Source organism: Amycolatopsis sp. cmx-4-54 (genome assembly GCF_046548895.1).
Lineage (GTDB): Bacteria > Actinomycetota > Actinomycetes > Mycobacteriales > Pseudonocardiaceae > Amycolatopsis.
This window is the reverse complement of sequence record NZ_JAEBEJ010000006.1, coordinates 24,092-36,669: the sequence shown is the minus strand read 5'-3', so window position 1 is coordinate 36,669 and position 12,578 is coordinate 24,092. Positions and strand designations below refer to the sequence as shown.

Sequence of the window (12,578 nt, the reverse complement as noted above, 5' to 3'; positions counted from 1 at the left end):
CAGGATCAGAACTCGTCGGCCTTGGTGAGCTCGTGTTCGAAGGTGTCGGCACGCGTGACGAGGGCCTTCAGCGGGTGTTCGAACTCGTTGACCAGGTTCAGGTCGACCAGCGGGATCGTGTGCTTGAGCAGCGCGACACCGTCGACCACCGCCGCGCCGCCGACCGAATCCCCGCCCGCCAGTTCGAGCAGGCGCCGCAGATCGATCTTGTCGGCCCAGCCCACCGGAGACGAGATCTCCACCCATTCCGCGCCGTCGTGGTCGGGCAAGTGGTGCAAGGACACCTGCTGGCCGCGGCCATCGCCGGTGTCGACCCGGAACCGGAGCCAGCCGTCCCGCTCTTCGAGCACCTCGTACCGCGCCCGGACGAAATTGATCACGCCTGCCCAGATGGACACCCTCGTCACCTCTCGGTTTCGCCGCCTCGTGCGCTGTCGAGCATGGCACATCCAGGGCGGATGGAGTGTCGACGGTCTCGTTCGGGCGGGGTTTCGGGCGGGCTGGGAGCGACCGGACGTTGCGAAAGCCACTTTCGCAACGTTGAAGGTTGCGAAAGTGGCTTTCGCAACCCGTCACGGCGGGGTGGCCGCGAACGGCGGACGGGCGACCGTGCCGCGAAAGTGGCTTTCGCGACACACCTCGGCCATGGGGTTCACCAAGGGCAACCTGAGCGGGGTCGCACGTTGCGAAAGCCACTTTCGCAACGCTGAAGGTTGCGAAAGTGGCTTTCGCAACCCGTCACGGCGGGGTGGCCGCGAACGGCGGACGGGCGACCGTGCCGCGGAGCTAGAGCGGCGCCATCCGGTAACCCGACCCCCGCACGGTGTGGATCAGCGGCGGGTCCTTGAGCTTGCGCCGCAGCCGCGCGATCACGACGTCCAGCACGTTGGACGCCGGATCGGCCATCTCGTCCCACGCGTACCGGATCAGTTCCCGCCGCGAGACCGGCCACCCGGTCGCGGCCATCAGCCGCTCCATGACGAGATACTCCTTGCGCGTCACGGTGAGCAGCACGCCCGCCCGGGAGATCTGATGCCTGCCGGTGTCGAGTTCGACGTCGGCGCACCGCAGGACCACCGCCTGCCGGGCCATGTCGCGGCGGCACAGGCTGCGCACCCGCGCGATCAGTTCCGGCATCGCGAACGGCTTGACCAGGTAGTCACCGCCGCCGACGCGCAAGCCGTCGATCCGGTCGGCGACGCTGTCGCGCGCGGTCAGGAACAGCACGGGCATCGGCCAACCGGCGCCGCGCCGATTGCGCACATAGGCCAGCGCGTCACCCGAAGGCAGCATCCGGTCGAACACCGCGCAGTCGTAGGCGTTCACCATCAGCGCCTCGTCCGCGCCGGGGAGGTCGGCGGCGGTGTCCACCGCGAACCCGTCCCCGCGCAGCGCGAATTCCAGCGCCACCCGCAAGTTTTCGTCGTCCTCGGTCACCAGCACCCGCACCGGGGAACTCTAGCCTTTACTGGTGAACCCGTGTCAGCGATCGACCTTCCGCGGGGCGTCATCGCGTGATGGCCGCCTCCACATCGGCCACGTGCAACCCGCGCAGTTCTTCGAGCGCGGGCATCCGGCCCAGCAGCCGCAAGCGTTGTGACTGAGCCGTACGCGCCTTCTCGAACAGCAGGCGCGCGTCCCGGGCGTTGCCGAAGTTGACGTCGCCGGAAACGCGCCGGAAGTGGCTGGTGAGCACCGGGCCGGCGGCGGGATCGACTTCGTAGTCACCGGCCGACGCCATCCGCCCGAAGATGGCGAGCAGTTCGTCCGGGCTGTAGTTCTCGAACTCGATCGTCTTGCCGAAGCGGGACGCGAGACCGGGGTTGGCGGCGAGGAAGTCGACCATCTCACCGGTGTACCCGGCCACGATCACGGCCACTTCGTCGCGATGTTCCTCCATCAACGGGACCAGGGTGTCGATCGCCTCCTGGCCGAAATCGCCGCCGGAGCCGGCGAGCCGCGTCAGCGTGTACGCCTCGTCGATGAACAGGACGCCGCCCTTGGCCTCCTCGAACACCGTCGCGGTCTTCTCCGCGGTGTGCCCGATGTACTGCCCGACGAGATCCCGGCGGGACACCTCCCGGAACTGGCCGACCGGCAGGACTCCCAGTGCCTTCAGCAGTTTGCCGTAGATCCGCGCGACCGTCGTCTTCCCGGTGCCGGGCGCGCCCGCGAAGATCAGATGGTGCCCGGCCGCGCCGACCGGCAGCCCGGCCCGGCGGCGCCATTCGTTGACCTGCAACTCGTCGACCAGCGAGCGGACCTCTTCCTTGACCCCGGGAAGGCCGATCATCGCGTCGAGTTCGGCGAGCATCTCGTCCAGCGCGTTGTCCCCCACGGTGCCGGGATCCGCGGCGTCGGCGATCGTCGGCGTCGCCCCCTCGGCGATCGCGATCCCCGGTTCCGCGGTGTTCGAGACCCGGCAGCCGGAGATCTCGCCACCGCAACCGGACGCGAAGGCGATCCCCGGTCCGCGGGTGTCGGTGACCGTGCACCGCTTGAGGACCGGCACCCCGTGGTGCGCGACGGCGATGCCTTCGTGACCGGTGTGCGAAACGGTGCAGCCTTCGACGACCGGCCGGGCGTATTGGTAGACGTAGATTCCCCGCAGCCCGCACCCGGTGACGGTGCAGCGGAGCACGATCGGATCGGCGCCCTGGCCGAGGGTGATGCCGTCGCCCGTCACGTCTTCGACGGTGGTGTCTTCGATCCGGCCTGGCGAGCCGTCGACGACGATCCCCTGTTCCGCCCCCGAGATCACGCACCCGCTCACGGTGAACGCCGTCGTGCCGCGGATCGCGATCGCCGGGCCGCGTCCGCCGGAGACGGTGCAGTCCCGGACCGCGAGTTCCGTGTCGTCGGCCTGGATCGCGGACGCGCCGCCCGCCAGCACTTCGATCCCTTCGAGGACGAGCGCCCCGCCGGTGCCGCGGAAAACGGGCCGGTCCGCGCCCCGTCCGTCGACGACGACGGTGGCGCCGTCCGCCGCGGCCAACGTCACCCGGAGGCCGGTCAGTTCGACGGTTTCCGCGTATTCACCGCCGGCGATGGTGATGACGGCGCCGTCGGACGCTTCCGTCAAAGCGTCGCCGATGGTCGGATACGCGCCTGGCCGCTGGGCCACCAGCAGGACACGGCCGGGAGTCGAAGTCGTCATCAGCCCGCCTTCGCCATCAGCCAGCCGCGGTCGACGGCCTTGGCGCCCGCTTGGAACCGGCTGCGGGCGCCGAGCCGGTTCATGATGTCGGCGACCATCCGGCGCACCGTGCGCACGGAGACACCGAGGCGTGCGGCGGCGGATTCGTCGGTGGTACCGGAGAAGAGCAGCGTCAGCAGCTCCTGCTCGCGGCAGGTCAGGATCGAGGCGTTCCCGGTGTCCGGGAGATCCAGCGGCACGAGCGGGGCGGCGGCCTGCCAGATCCGCTCGAACAGCCCGACCGTCGCGGTGACCACGCCGGGCAGCCGGAACACCGCGGAACCGGCCTGCCTGCCTTCCGCCGGGAGGACGACCGAGGTGCGGTCGATCACCAGCGCGTCCATCGGCACCTCGGCGTCCGTCCGCACTTCGGCGCCCGCCCGCGACATGCGGTTGAGCGCGCCGGACATCCGCGCGGAGTCGGGGAAGAGCACCTTGTGCCGCACGCCGGGGCGCACGCATCCGAGCGCGATCCGCTGGAAGGCGGTGTCCGTTCCCGTGCTCATGACGAGCACCTCGCCGGTCGCTTCCGCGAGAAGCTCGCCGAGCCCCGCCCGGTCGCCACCCTGGCCCGTTCCCGTGACCAGGCTGAGCTGGCCGGTCTGCACGGTCATCGCAGGTACCTCCCTCTTCCCCCGGCGCGGTGCCGCCGACGACGTCCTGTTCATGCCAGTTCCCCGCCGCCCGGGCGGCCGGGGGCACCCGACGCGTTAGCGTTCAGGGGCTCCGGGAACTGCACGCGTCTACTTTCGCTGTCCGAACATGAGGTTTTGATGACACGGGTGATGGTCGTCGAAGACGACGAGAATCTGCGGCTCGCGCTGGTCACGCAGCTCCGCGCGGCCGGCTACGTCGTCGGCGAGGCGGGTGACATCGCGACCGCGGACCGGCTGTTGCGCGGAACGCACCACGACTGCGTGGTGCTGGACCGGATGCTGCCGGACGGCGACGCCATCGAGTACGTCCACATGCGACGGCAACTGGGCTGGCGGGCGCCGGTACTGTTCCTCACCGCCCGCGACGCGCTCGCCGACCGGGTGGCCGGGTTCGAGCACGGCGGTGACGACTACCTCGTGAAACCGTTCGTGATGGCCGAGCTGACCGAGCGGGTGGCCAACCTGTGTCACCGGTCGGCCTTCGACCGGCCCTCGGTGCTGCATCACGAAGATCTGGTGATGGACTGCGCGCGGCGCGAAGTGCGCCGGGCGGGCGTGCTGCTCACCTTGACCCACAAGGAGTACGCGGTGCTCGAATATCTGCTGACCAGGGCGGGCCTGCCGGTGCAGCGGGCCGACCTGATCGAGCACTGCTGGGACGCACAGGCCGATCCGATGTCCAATGTGGTCGATGTGGTGGTGAAGCGGTTGCGCCGCAAGCTGAAGGAACCCGAACTGATCCACGCCGTCCGAGGCCTCGGCTACCGGCTGGGCTCGCGGTGAACACCCACTCCTCGGCCGATCGGCTGCGCAAGCTGCGCTGGACGCTGACCGCGTTGTTCACCGTGATGAACACCCTCGGGCTGGTCGTCTTCGCGTGGCTGCTCATCACCGAGGACGGTGACCAGGGCGAGGAACGGATCGACGCCGCGCTGAACCAGGTCACGTCGTCGGTCAGCAGGCTGGTCGCCTACGACGACGGCACCGTCGGCTTCGGTCTGGTCAACACCGACGTGCTGAACGACCGCTGCCCCCAGTTCGCGATCCTGCCCGGCGGGGCGCCCGCGTTCCAGCCGCACTTTTCGCGGGCGAACTGCGTCCCGATGAGCGCGCACCTGATGAACGGCCTCGCCACCGAGGCGGTGAAGACCGGCAAGCTGGTGCAAGGACATCAAAGGGCCGACGACGGCGACATGGTCAAGGTGCGCGCCGAACCGCTGCGCGGCGGCGACGGCAAGACGTTCGCGGCCGTCGTCGCGGTGCAGTCCACCGAGGCCGAAGACGCCGCGCACACCCGGTTCAAGCTGCTGGTGATCGGCGGTTCCGTGCTGCTGGTCGCGGTATTGGGCTTCGCGGGCCACCTGCTGTCCGGCCGCTCGATCCGCCCCGCCGCGGCGGCCTTGCAGCAGCAGGAGGTCCTGCTCGCCGAAACCGCGCACGACCTCCGCACCCCGGTCGCCGCCCTGCGCGCGCTCGCCGAAACCGCGATGGCCAACCCCGCGCAGTCGGCGGAACTCCTGCCGCGCACCGTCCGGCTCGCCGCGAGAATGGGCGGGATCATCGACGACCTCCTCGTCCGCGCCCGGCTCGCCGCCGGAGTGGAACAGCTGAGCATCCAGCCGATCTGGCTCGACCAGCTGGTCGTGGGGATCGTCGAGGACACCGCGACCGAAGGCGCCGAAGTCACCGTCACCGCCGCGCCCACCAAGGTCAACGCCGATCCCGCACTGCTGCAACGGGCGATCGGCAACCTCCTCGACAACGCCATGCGCTACGGCCGCCACCCCGGCTCGAAGGCGTTCGTGCACCTGACCGTCGCCGGCGGCACCGTGACCGTCGCGGACCACGGGCCGGGTATCGACACCACGATGGCGGGCGACGCCTTCGACCGGTTCGCCAGCACCGGCGGATCCTCCGGGCTCGGGCTGTCGATCGTGCGGTGGGTCGCGCAGGCGCACGGCGGCACGCTCGCGGTGTACAACGCCGACGAGGGCGGCGCGATCTTCGAACTGCGATTCCCGGTCAGCCCGAACTGAGCGCGCTACCGCGTCGCCTCACTGGTTGTTCGTGCCCGCGGCGGCCAAGCCGCGTTTGAACCATTCCGGCATGTACGCCTCGTCGCGAGGGAACCGTTCCTGTTCCAGCGCGAACTCGTCCGGGGCGGGGTACGGCTGGAAGTCCGGCTCGTTCAGCCAGTTGTACTGCACGCGGAATCGCGACGGTGGTTCGATGACGAGCCTGGCCGAGAACCAGGTTCCTTCGCCGTCCTGGTACATCCCGCCGCGTAGCCGCTGGAACATGCGCCACGTCTCGACGGACGGTTCCCACACCTGGTAAGAACCGTTCGGGTCGAGCACGCCGACCGCGACGTCGATGTTCTTGCCGACCGCCCGGTAGTCCAGCATCACCTCACGCCACCCCGGCGGCAATGCACCGACCACAGACAGGGTGATCTCGCCCAGAAGCTCGTTCTGGGCGATGGGGTCGAGCTGAGGCCATTGAGCAGCCATCCGGTACGTCCTCCCGTTCAACCGTCACCGATCAGGCACGGCGTTTCATCATGGCACGGGACCGTTCAGCCCCGGGTCTCTCGTTCCCGCTCGAGTTCGGCGCCTTGGACGAGCAGATCCCGCAACCACTGCGGGATATTTGTCTCATCGCGAGGAAAGGCTTCCAAATCGCGGGTGAAGGCGGTCGGGTGCAACGGGGGCCACCACTGCGGGTCCTCGTCGAAATTGAACGAGAACTCCGGGGGCGCACCCTCTTCCAGCACCAACGTCGCCGAGAACCAGGTCCCACGATCCTGTTCGTACATCCGAGCGCGCAGCTCCCGAAAGCCGCCGCGCACTTCGGGGGGCAGGTCGACGTCCCCGTTCCGGCCATCGGCCAGCTGGATTTCGGTGGCGTAGTCGTAGGCCATCACGGTCGCGGACACCGTGAGGCTGATGCGCACCCAGGCATCCGGTGCGGCCTCCAGCAGCGCGGACGCGATGCCGCCGGTGAGCTCGTCGGTCATTCGTTCTCTCCGTATCGCGTGCGTGGGCCGTAGTTGATGTTGGAAGGATCGTTCGGGAAGTCCCGCTGTCTGGTCACCCTGGAAAGCTCGACCGGTTTACCGTCCGGGCCGAGGACGAGATCGCCCTGGCCGTCGACCTTGTGCACCACTTCTTGCCAGCGCATGGTCACGTTCTCCGGAACGCCGTTGCTGTCGCCTTCCATCCGGACCTGATAGTTCTCGATCTTCTGGCCCGGGCCGTCGGCGAACTTGCCCAGCTCCGCTTCCTGAGCCCGCCAAGACGCCTCATGGATCCACCCGTCCTTGTAGTGGCCGCTGTTGGACGCGGCCATCTGGGGGTGCATGTTGACGTACTCGCCGGGGCCACCCATCTCATGCGCCGCCAAGTGGCCACCCGCCCATTTGACGTGCCCGAACAGCTTCTTGTACACGGGGTGGTTCTTGTACGACGCCTCTCCTTCTTTACCCGACCTGTTCTGTGACGCGTTGTCGCGGAAGTCGTCGTGCTTTCCCTTGAAGACGGGTTCGCCGGTCATCGCGATCGGCTTCCGGTTCTCACCGACCTCGAAGGTCCAATGCTTGTTCGGATCATGGAAGTTGGGCACGCGATACTGCGTATTGGGCTGCAAGGGATGACGTAGATCAGGGTTGTGAAAGGGCTTCTTGTGCGCAAGTGTCGTCTCGACGTGCGTCACCTTGCCGTCGGCGTCGGTGAAGAAGCGGCTGCTCGCACCGTTCTTGTACCGGACATCGTATTCGGCGTTCGCCGCCAGCGGTTTCTCACCTCGCAGCGGCTGCGGGATCCCATCGGGATGCGGCTTGCGGTTCCGCGTGCGCGGTTCGACCTCGTCGATGACCTTGGGCGAGTCGATCGGTCCGTGGCCATCAGGTCGTTCCCTCGGCCCGTCGAACGTCGAGTCGTCCGGACGATTCCAGTCCGCGAACCGCTCGGAGAACTCCGGCGAGTCCGGGTCGATCGTCCGGGGCTTCGGTACCTCGTCGTACGGCGGGCGCCCGGTGTCATCGGGGACATGCGTGTCCTCGTGCGGAGTGTGCTGGTCCCCACGGTCGTCACCGTCACGGTGGCCGCCTTCGTGCGGTCCCTCTGCGTCGGGATGCGCCCGCGCCGGCTCCGGGTTGATGGCGGAGTCGATGTCGCGTACCGGAGGAACGTGCTCCTCCGGAGCCCGTGGCGGAGGAACGTCCCCGTCGGGTGTGCGTGCCGGCTGCGGATGCCGGGGATGGTCGCCCCCTCGAACGGGGGGCTTCGACGACCCGGAATGCCGGTCCAGGAAAGGATCGCCTATCGGCATCCTCGAACCCGGGCGGCGCGGCCCGGGTTCCGGCCACAGGCCTCCCGAGCCCACGGGCGAGCGGGTGGGCGGCCGCGGTGTCTCCGGCACCGGACCTTCCGCGCGTGCCGCCGGCCCGGCCGAAGGAGTTTGCCCGGCCAGTTCGGGGTCGCCCTTCGGGGGCGGTGTGTCCGGATGCTCGGCCGGGCGAGGTTTACCGGCGTCCAGGTCGACGTCGACGAGGGTGGTGTCAGGCCGCGGCGGTAGTCCGGGATCACCGTCCGGCAGGGATTTGGGCGGGACCGTCTCCTCGGGCGCCTTTCCCTTGTCCTTGTCCTTCGGGGTGGTTTCCTTGGGCGGAGGCGTATCCGTCGGCTTGCTGGTGGGCAGCGCGGAGTGACCTGTGGCGGCATCTTCGACGGTGTGCACGAGGCCGAGCACCCTGGCGAGCGTGTAGAGGCCCTTCTGCCTCGGCGTCTGTGGGTTGACCGGCGTGCTCCCCGCCCAATCCTCCTGCGCCTTCCGGACGGCTTCCTTCTCCGGGGGCCCCAGATGTTCCCGTGTGTCGGCCGGGTCGACCCGGTCGGACAACCTGACTTCACCGGTCTCGGGGTTGATGGTGGCCGTCGGTTCGTCGGCGTCCCGCGCGCGATGGCCTGTCGCTTCGGGACTCCCAGTCTGGGAATGATGAGACGGCGCTTCGGAAGCGGCGGGGTTCTCGGCGCGGGCCGACGGTGCCTCGTTCGCCTTGGGGGCGGGGGAACCCTGCTCGGTTCCGGGGGTGCGGTGTGAGCCGGGGTCCATAGCTTCGCCGACCGAACCGGGTCGTGTCGGAGGCTCTGGCGGGGTGACGGGCTCGGGCCGCGTCGGCGGGTCCGGACGGGGCGAAGGTTCAGGCCGCGTCGGCGGGTCGGGCCGGACCGACGGTTCAGGGCGACCGGAGGGTTCGGGCCGGCGTACCGGGGCCGGTTCGTCGGGAGCCCTGCTCGGCCGCCGTTCGTCGGGAACGTGGTCCGGTGTCCGGTCACCGGGCGGCCGGTTCGGCGGTCCCTCGGGCGGCGGCCCGTCCGGCCTCCGATCACCGGGCGGATTCGCCGGTGGTGTCTCGTCGGGGGTACGCGGGGTGTGCGGTGCGGGCGGGGTGTCCCCGGCATGAGCCGGCACCCCGGCGGGCGATTGCCCGAGCCCGACCTTCGCGAGCAGCGAGTCGACACCCGGGATCTTGCGGACGGCTTTCGCGGCCAGTTCGGTTCCGGTGGGGATCTTCGTGATCGCCGTACCCGCCTTTTCGGCGACGCGGCCCGCGGCCGCGACGGTACTGATCTTGCTCCCGGCCGTCGCCGCGCCCGCACCGCGGATCGCCGCGCCCGCGCCCTTGGTGCCGAGCACCGCGCTGGCGATGTTGAAGGTGGTCTTGCCCGCCGCCCGGGACGGATCCTCGCTCCAGGTGTCCCAGGCGACCATCGTCTTGCCCGCTTCGACCAGCGTCGAGCCCATTTCACCGCGGTCGAACCCCGGGAGACCGACGGTCTGGTCGAGCTGGGCCAATCCCGGGGTCGCATAGGTCGCCACGGCGAGGCCGAACTTGCCCAGCCCCTTCCACGCCTCACCGAAAGTGTTCCAGGAGAAGTGGCCGTCACCGTAGCCCGCCAGCGCGGCGAAGCCCACGAACATCTCGACCGCGCCTTCCCACATACCGGCGAAGAACGAACCGACCTCTTCCAAGCTGTCGACGAGTCCGCCGAGAAATCCCTCTCGCGGCTTCTTCGGCGGTTTGGTCTCCTCACCCGCCGGTTTGCCCACCTTGCCCGCGTACTCGGTCAGCAGGGTGCTGAGCTGATGGGCGACCTGGATGGCGAAAACCGTCCGGGACGCCCAGCTGGTGCATCGGTCGAAAAGTTCGTTGTTGTCGGAGATGTGCTTCCTGATCGCGTGTTTCGCGGCGACGATGAGGTTTCCGTACTCCCGGCAGGCCGCGGACAGGCTGTCCATCATGACCGCCATCTCCTTGACCCCCGGTTCACCGAGCGAACCGTTGTTCAAGGAGTGAATGGCGTAGAACAGCTCGAAACCGGCGGCGTCCGACCAGACCTTGCGCAGCTCCGCCGCGGCACTGTCGGAAAGCTGGACGGCGGCACGCAGGGCGTTCGCGGACGCGGTCCACGCCGTCGCCAGATCCCAGGCGGCGGTCTCGCTGTCCGAGGGCCAGATGGCTTCCTTGGTCTGGCCGCCGTTCTGGACCACCCAGTCCCAGAGGACCCCGTCCGGCTCGACGATATCGGTCATGTCACCGGGCGAACCGGCCGGCGACGGTGCTGTCGACGGCTTGGTAGGCCTGCACCGCCTGGCCGCCGTTTTCCGCCAGCTGCCGGTAGATCCCCGGGACCTGGTCCATGGCAGAGGCCACCGCGGTCCTCGGTGTCGTGTAGAGAGCGGTGAAGGCGCGCCCCAAGGGGCCGGTGCCGATCTGCCCGGGAACGTCGATCTTGCCCCGTTGGAGCAACCAGGCCGGGTCGAGATCGTCTCCCGCGGCGCGCAGCCTGTTCAGCTGTCCCACCGTCTCTTCGGGGAGCATGTCGATCTTGCCGTCGCCGTCGCGGTCGATGCCGGTCATCGAAGCCTCCGGTCCAGTTCGTGCAGGAGCGGGTCGAAGCGCAGGTCCGCCGTCTCGGGAGTGGCGTCGGCGGGCAGAAAGCCCGCGACGATCTCCATGACCTCTTCCTGGGACCGTTCGACGGCCCGGTGGAAGGTCTCGGTGATGTCCCGCGCCAGCGCGGCCGAATCGGGCGCCCGGTAGATCCGCGGGTCCAGCCACAGTTCGATGAGCTCACCGGCCCCGCCGACGGTCACGCCGATCAGCCCGTCGTCCGATTCGGCGGTGGCCCGGATCCCGGCCATTCTCCCTTGCGTGGAACGGATGTCCTGGGCCAATCGCCCGTACTCGGCCCGCATGTCCAGCTGGAACGGCGAATCCATGGCACCTCCTCTGTTCGCGTCCGGATCAGCTTGTCCGCGTCCGGCGCCGTACGGGGCCGCGTGACCTGTTGCTGTCACGCGGGTTCGTCGCGTCGCTTCGCGCACGACCATGGGGGACGAGGGAAAGGAGCCGACCGGATGACCTTCGACGTCGTCGGCCTGTGCCGCCGGGAACCCGATGCCGAGACGCTGATCTCGGCGATCCGGGCCGCGAGCCCACTGTCCGAAGTGGAAGTGGACGAGGACCGCATGCTCTTCCTGCTGCGGAATCCCGGCGGGCGGGTGGTGCTGACCATCGAGAACGGCAGGTCGGTCCGGGTACCGGGAGAAGCGCGGCGGCTGCTCGGGATCGACGTGCCGCCGCCGGTGTGGTGGGTGGAAAGCCGGGCCCCGGACGGTGACGCCGATGCGGAGACGGCCGCGCGGGACTTCACCGCCGCCTTGGTCGCCGCGACCGGCGGACCGTCGTGGTCGAGCCGATGAACGGACCTCCCGCAGCCGACCGCGCCACGTCCGAAGCGATCGTCGTCGAACAGTTCCGTGCCGTGGTCCCGGCTTCCACCTGGCTCGTCGACGCGGCCAAGACCGCCGTCGAAAGCGGACGAGTGCTGCAACTCGTCACCGGTGAGCGAAGCGGCCTCACCTTCCCGCTGGAGTCACTGCTGGGCGACGCGCGCGCCGGCTGGGTCGTCCGTGACGGAAGCGGTGGGCATCGCGACGGCTTCCTGGGGCTTCCCCTGGACTGGAACGGCACCAGGTTCGTCCCCGAGGCCGGCGCGACGATCCCTCCGCCGCGTGAGTACTCACCGGGCAGCGGGGACCTCGAAGTCCTGATCAGCACCCCGTTCCCGGCGGGGGAACCGCTCCGGCTCGGCAGGAGCACCGAAATCGCGATGCGTGCGCTCACCGGGGCCGGGCCGCACGGCTGGGGTGTCGCGGAACCGGTCACGGAACCCTGGTCCGCCACCGGCATCTCGGCCCATTGTCTCGCCCGGGCGCCGAGACCCGTTTCACTGGTCGTCGTCGGAGAGGGGGTGACCGGACGGCTGCGGGTGTCCCGAGTGGACGACGACGTCGTCGAGGAGCTCCGGATCAGCGGACCGGCCGCCGGATCCGTGGATACCCGCCGCATCGAAGACCTGGCCGCCGAATGCGCGGGCACCGCGAGACGGATGACCGTCGGCGCGGCACCCGGACGGACCGGCGGCGTGCGTTCCACGATCCCGGCGCCGCCCGCGTTGCCCTACGGCGTCCTCTTCGGACATGAACTCGTCTCCGCCGTCGGAGTCGCGCACGCGCACCGGACACCGGCCGCGCGGGTGCGGCTCCTGGGCGCCGGCGACCGCAAAGCCGTCTGGTGCCGGTTCGACGGGGGCGCTTCGGCGCCGTTCGAGCAACTCACCGACATCCTCCACCACTACGCGACGCCCGTCGGGAGTTGA

At 69.4% G+C, this 12,578-nt stretch carries 13 protein-coding genes; 4 read left to right on the top strand and 9 right to left on the bottom strand.

Features of this window, described 5'->3' with window-relative positions; genetic code table 11:
• Positions 1 to 5 precede the first annotated feature (5 nt).
• From ACLJQ7_RS20695 to ACLJQ7_RS20680, 4 genes are all read right to left on the bottom strand, one after another.
• Positions 6 to 398, bottom strand: coding sequence for a hypothetical protein (locus ACLJQ7_RS20695; protein ID WP_410649856.1), 393 nt, complete (start codon positions 396 to 398; stop codon positions 6 to 8).
• Positions 399 to 786: 388 nt separating this feature from the next.
• The gene (locus tag ACLJQ7_RS20690) at positions 787 to 1,449 is read right to left on the bottom strand and encodes a winged helix-turn-helix domain-containing protein (protein WP_410649855.1); all 663 of its coding nucleotides are present in this window, start codon (positions 1,447 to 1,449) and stop codon (positions 787 to 789) included.
• 58 nt (positions 1,450 to 1,507) lie between these two features.
• On the bottom strand, positions 1,508 to 3,157 hold the full coding sequence (locus ACLJQ7_RS20685) for a right-handed parallel beta-helix repeat-containing protein (RefSeq protein ID WP_410649854.1): 1,650 nt from the start codon (positions 3,155 to 3,157) through the stop codon (positions 1,508 to 1,510).
• On the bottom strand, positions 3,157 to 3,810 hold the full coding sequence (locus tag ACLJQ7_RS20680; RefSeq protein WP_410649853.1) for a LuxR C-terminal-related transcriptional regulator: 654 nt from the start codon (positions 3,808 to 3,810) through the stop codon (positions 3,157 to 3,159). The genes ACLJQ7_RS20685 and ACLJQ7_RS20680 overlap by 1 nt, the downstream gene beginning before the upstream one ends.
• A gap of 159 nt (positions 3,811 to 3,969) precedes the next feature.
• Here ACLJQ7_RS20680 and ACLJQ7_RS20675 point away from each other — a divergent pair, with 159 nt between their 5' ends.
• Both ACLJQ7_RS20675 and ACLJQ7_RS20670 read left to right on the top strand, forming a co-directional pair.
• Positions 3,970 to 4,635, top strand: a complete 666-nt coding sequence (locus ACLJQ7_RS20675; RefSeq protein ID WP_410649852.1) for a response regulator transcription factor — start codon at positions 3,970 to 3,972, stop codon at positions 4,633 to 4,635.
• Positions 4,632 to 5,888: a sensor histidine kinase gene (locus tag ACLJQ7_RS20670; RefSeq protein WP_410649851.1), complete on the top strand. Its 1,257-nt coding sequence runs from the start codon at positions 4,632 to 4,634 to the stop codon at positions 5,886 to 5,888. The genes ACLJQ7_RS20675 and ACLJQ7_RS20670 overlap by 4 nt, the downstream gene beginning before the upstream one ends.
• An 18-nt stretch (positions 5,889 to 5,906) precedes the next feature.
• Here ACLJQ7_RS20670 and ACLJQ7_RS20665 read toward each other — a convergent pair whose 3' ends face one another.
• The 5 genes from ACLJQ7_RS20665 to ACLJQ7_RS20645 form a co-directional block, all read right to left on the bottom strand.
• The gene (locus ACLJQ7_RS20665) at positions 5,907 to 6,362 is read right to left on the bottom strand and encodes a hypothetical protein (RefSeq protein WP_410649850.1); all 456 of its coding nucleotides are present in this window, start codon (positions 6,360 to 6,362) and stop codon (positions 5,907 to 5,909) included.
• Between the two features lie 65 nt (positions 6,363 to 6,427).
• Positions 6,428 to 6,868, bottom strand: a complete 441-nt coding sequence (locus ACLJQ7_RS20660; RefSeq protein ID WP_410649849.1) for a hypothetical protein — start codon at positions 6,866 to 6,868, stop codon at positions 6,428 to 6,430.
• The gene (locus tag ACLJQ7_RS20655) at positions 6,865 to 10,446 is read right to left on the bottom strand and encodes a hypothetical protein (RefSeq protein ID WP_410649848.1); all 3,582 of its coding nucleotides are present in this window, start codon (positions 10,444 to 10,446) and stop codon (positions 6,865 to 6,867) included. Before ACLJQ7_RS20655 ends, ACLJQ7_RS20660 begins: the two co-directional genes overlap by 4 nt.
• A gap of 1 nt (position 10,447) precedes the next feature.
• Entirely contained in the window at positions 10,448 to 10,774 is a 327-nt protein-coding gene (locus ACLJQ7_RS20650) for a hypothetical protein (RefSeq protein ID WP_410649847.1), read from the bottom strand.
• Positions 10,771 to 11,136: a YbaB/EbfC family nucleoid-associated protein gene (locus tag ACLJQ7_RS20645; RefSeq protein ID WP_410649846.1), complete on the bottom strand. Its 366-nt coding sequence runs from the start codon at positions 11,134 to 11,136 to the stop codon at positions 10,771 to 10,773. The genes ACLJQ7_RS20650 and ACLJQ7_RS20645 overlap by 4 nt, the downstream gene beginning before the upstream one ends.
• A 138-nt stretch (positions 11,137 to 11,274) precedes the next feature.
• On the opposite strand from ACLJQ7_RS20645, the gene ACLJQ7_RS20640 reads away from it, so the two are divergent.
• Entirely contained in the window at positions 11,275 to 11,619 is a 345-nt protein-coding gene (locus ACLJQ7_RS20640; protein ID WP_410649845.1) for a hypothetical protein, read from the top strand.
• Positions 11,616 to 12,578 carry a DUF6177 family protein gene (locus ACLJQ7_RS20635; RefSeq protein WP_410649844.1) on the top strand — a complete coding sequence of 321 codons (963 nt, stop codon included), beginning with the start codon at positions 11,616 to 11,618 and terminating at the stop codon, positions 12,576 to 12,578. Before ACLJQ7_RS20640 ends, ACLJQ7_RS20635 begins: the two co-directional genes overlap by 4 nt.

Bases quoted from the DNA above. Each gene is read 5' to 3' on its own strand.
- ACLJQ7_RS20685 (WP_410649854.1), bottom strand. From the start codon at position 3,157: ATGACGACTTCGACTCCCGGCCGTGTCCTGCTGGTGGCCCAGCGGCCA.
- ACLJQ7_RS20680 (WP_410649853.1), bottom strand. From the start codon at position 3,810: ATGACCGTGCAGACCGGCCAGCTCAGCCTGGTCACGGGAACGGGCCAG.
- ACLJQ7_RS20675 (WP_410649852.1), top strand. From the start codon at position 3,970: ATGACACGGGTGATGGTCGTCGAAGACGACGAGAATCTGCGGCTCGCG.
- ACLJQ7_RS20665 (WP_410649850.1), bottom strand. From the start codon at position 6,362: ATGGCTGCTCAATGGCCTCAGCTCGACCCCATCGCCCAGAACGAGCTT.
- ACLJQ7_RS20660 (WP_410649849.1), bottom strand. From the start codon at position 6,868: ATGACCGACGAGCTCACCGGCGGCATCGCGTCCGCGCTGCTGGAGGCC.
- ACLJQ7_RS20655 (WP_410649848.1), bottom strand. From the start codon at position 10,446: ATGACCGATATCGTCGAGCCGGACGGGGTCCTCTGGGACTGGGTGGTC.
- ACLJQ7_RS20650 (WP_410649847.1), bottom strand. From the start codon at position 10,774: ATGACCGGCATCGACCGCGACGGCGACGGCAAGATCGACATGCTCCCC.
- ACLJQ7_RS20645 (WP_410649846.1), bottom strand. From the start codon at position 11,136: ATGGATTCGCCGTTCCAGCTGGACATGCGGGCCGAGTACGGGCGATTG.
- ACLJQ7_RS20640 (WP_410649845.1), top strand. From the start codon at position 11,275: ATGACCTTCGACGTCGTCGGCCTGTGCCGCCGGGAACCCGATGCCGAG.
- ACLJQ7_RS20635 (WP_410649844.1), top strand. From the start codon at position 11,616: ATGAACGGACCTCCCGCAGCCGACCGCGCCACGTCCGAAGCGATCGTC.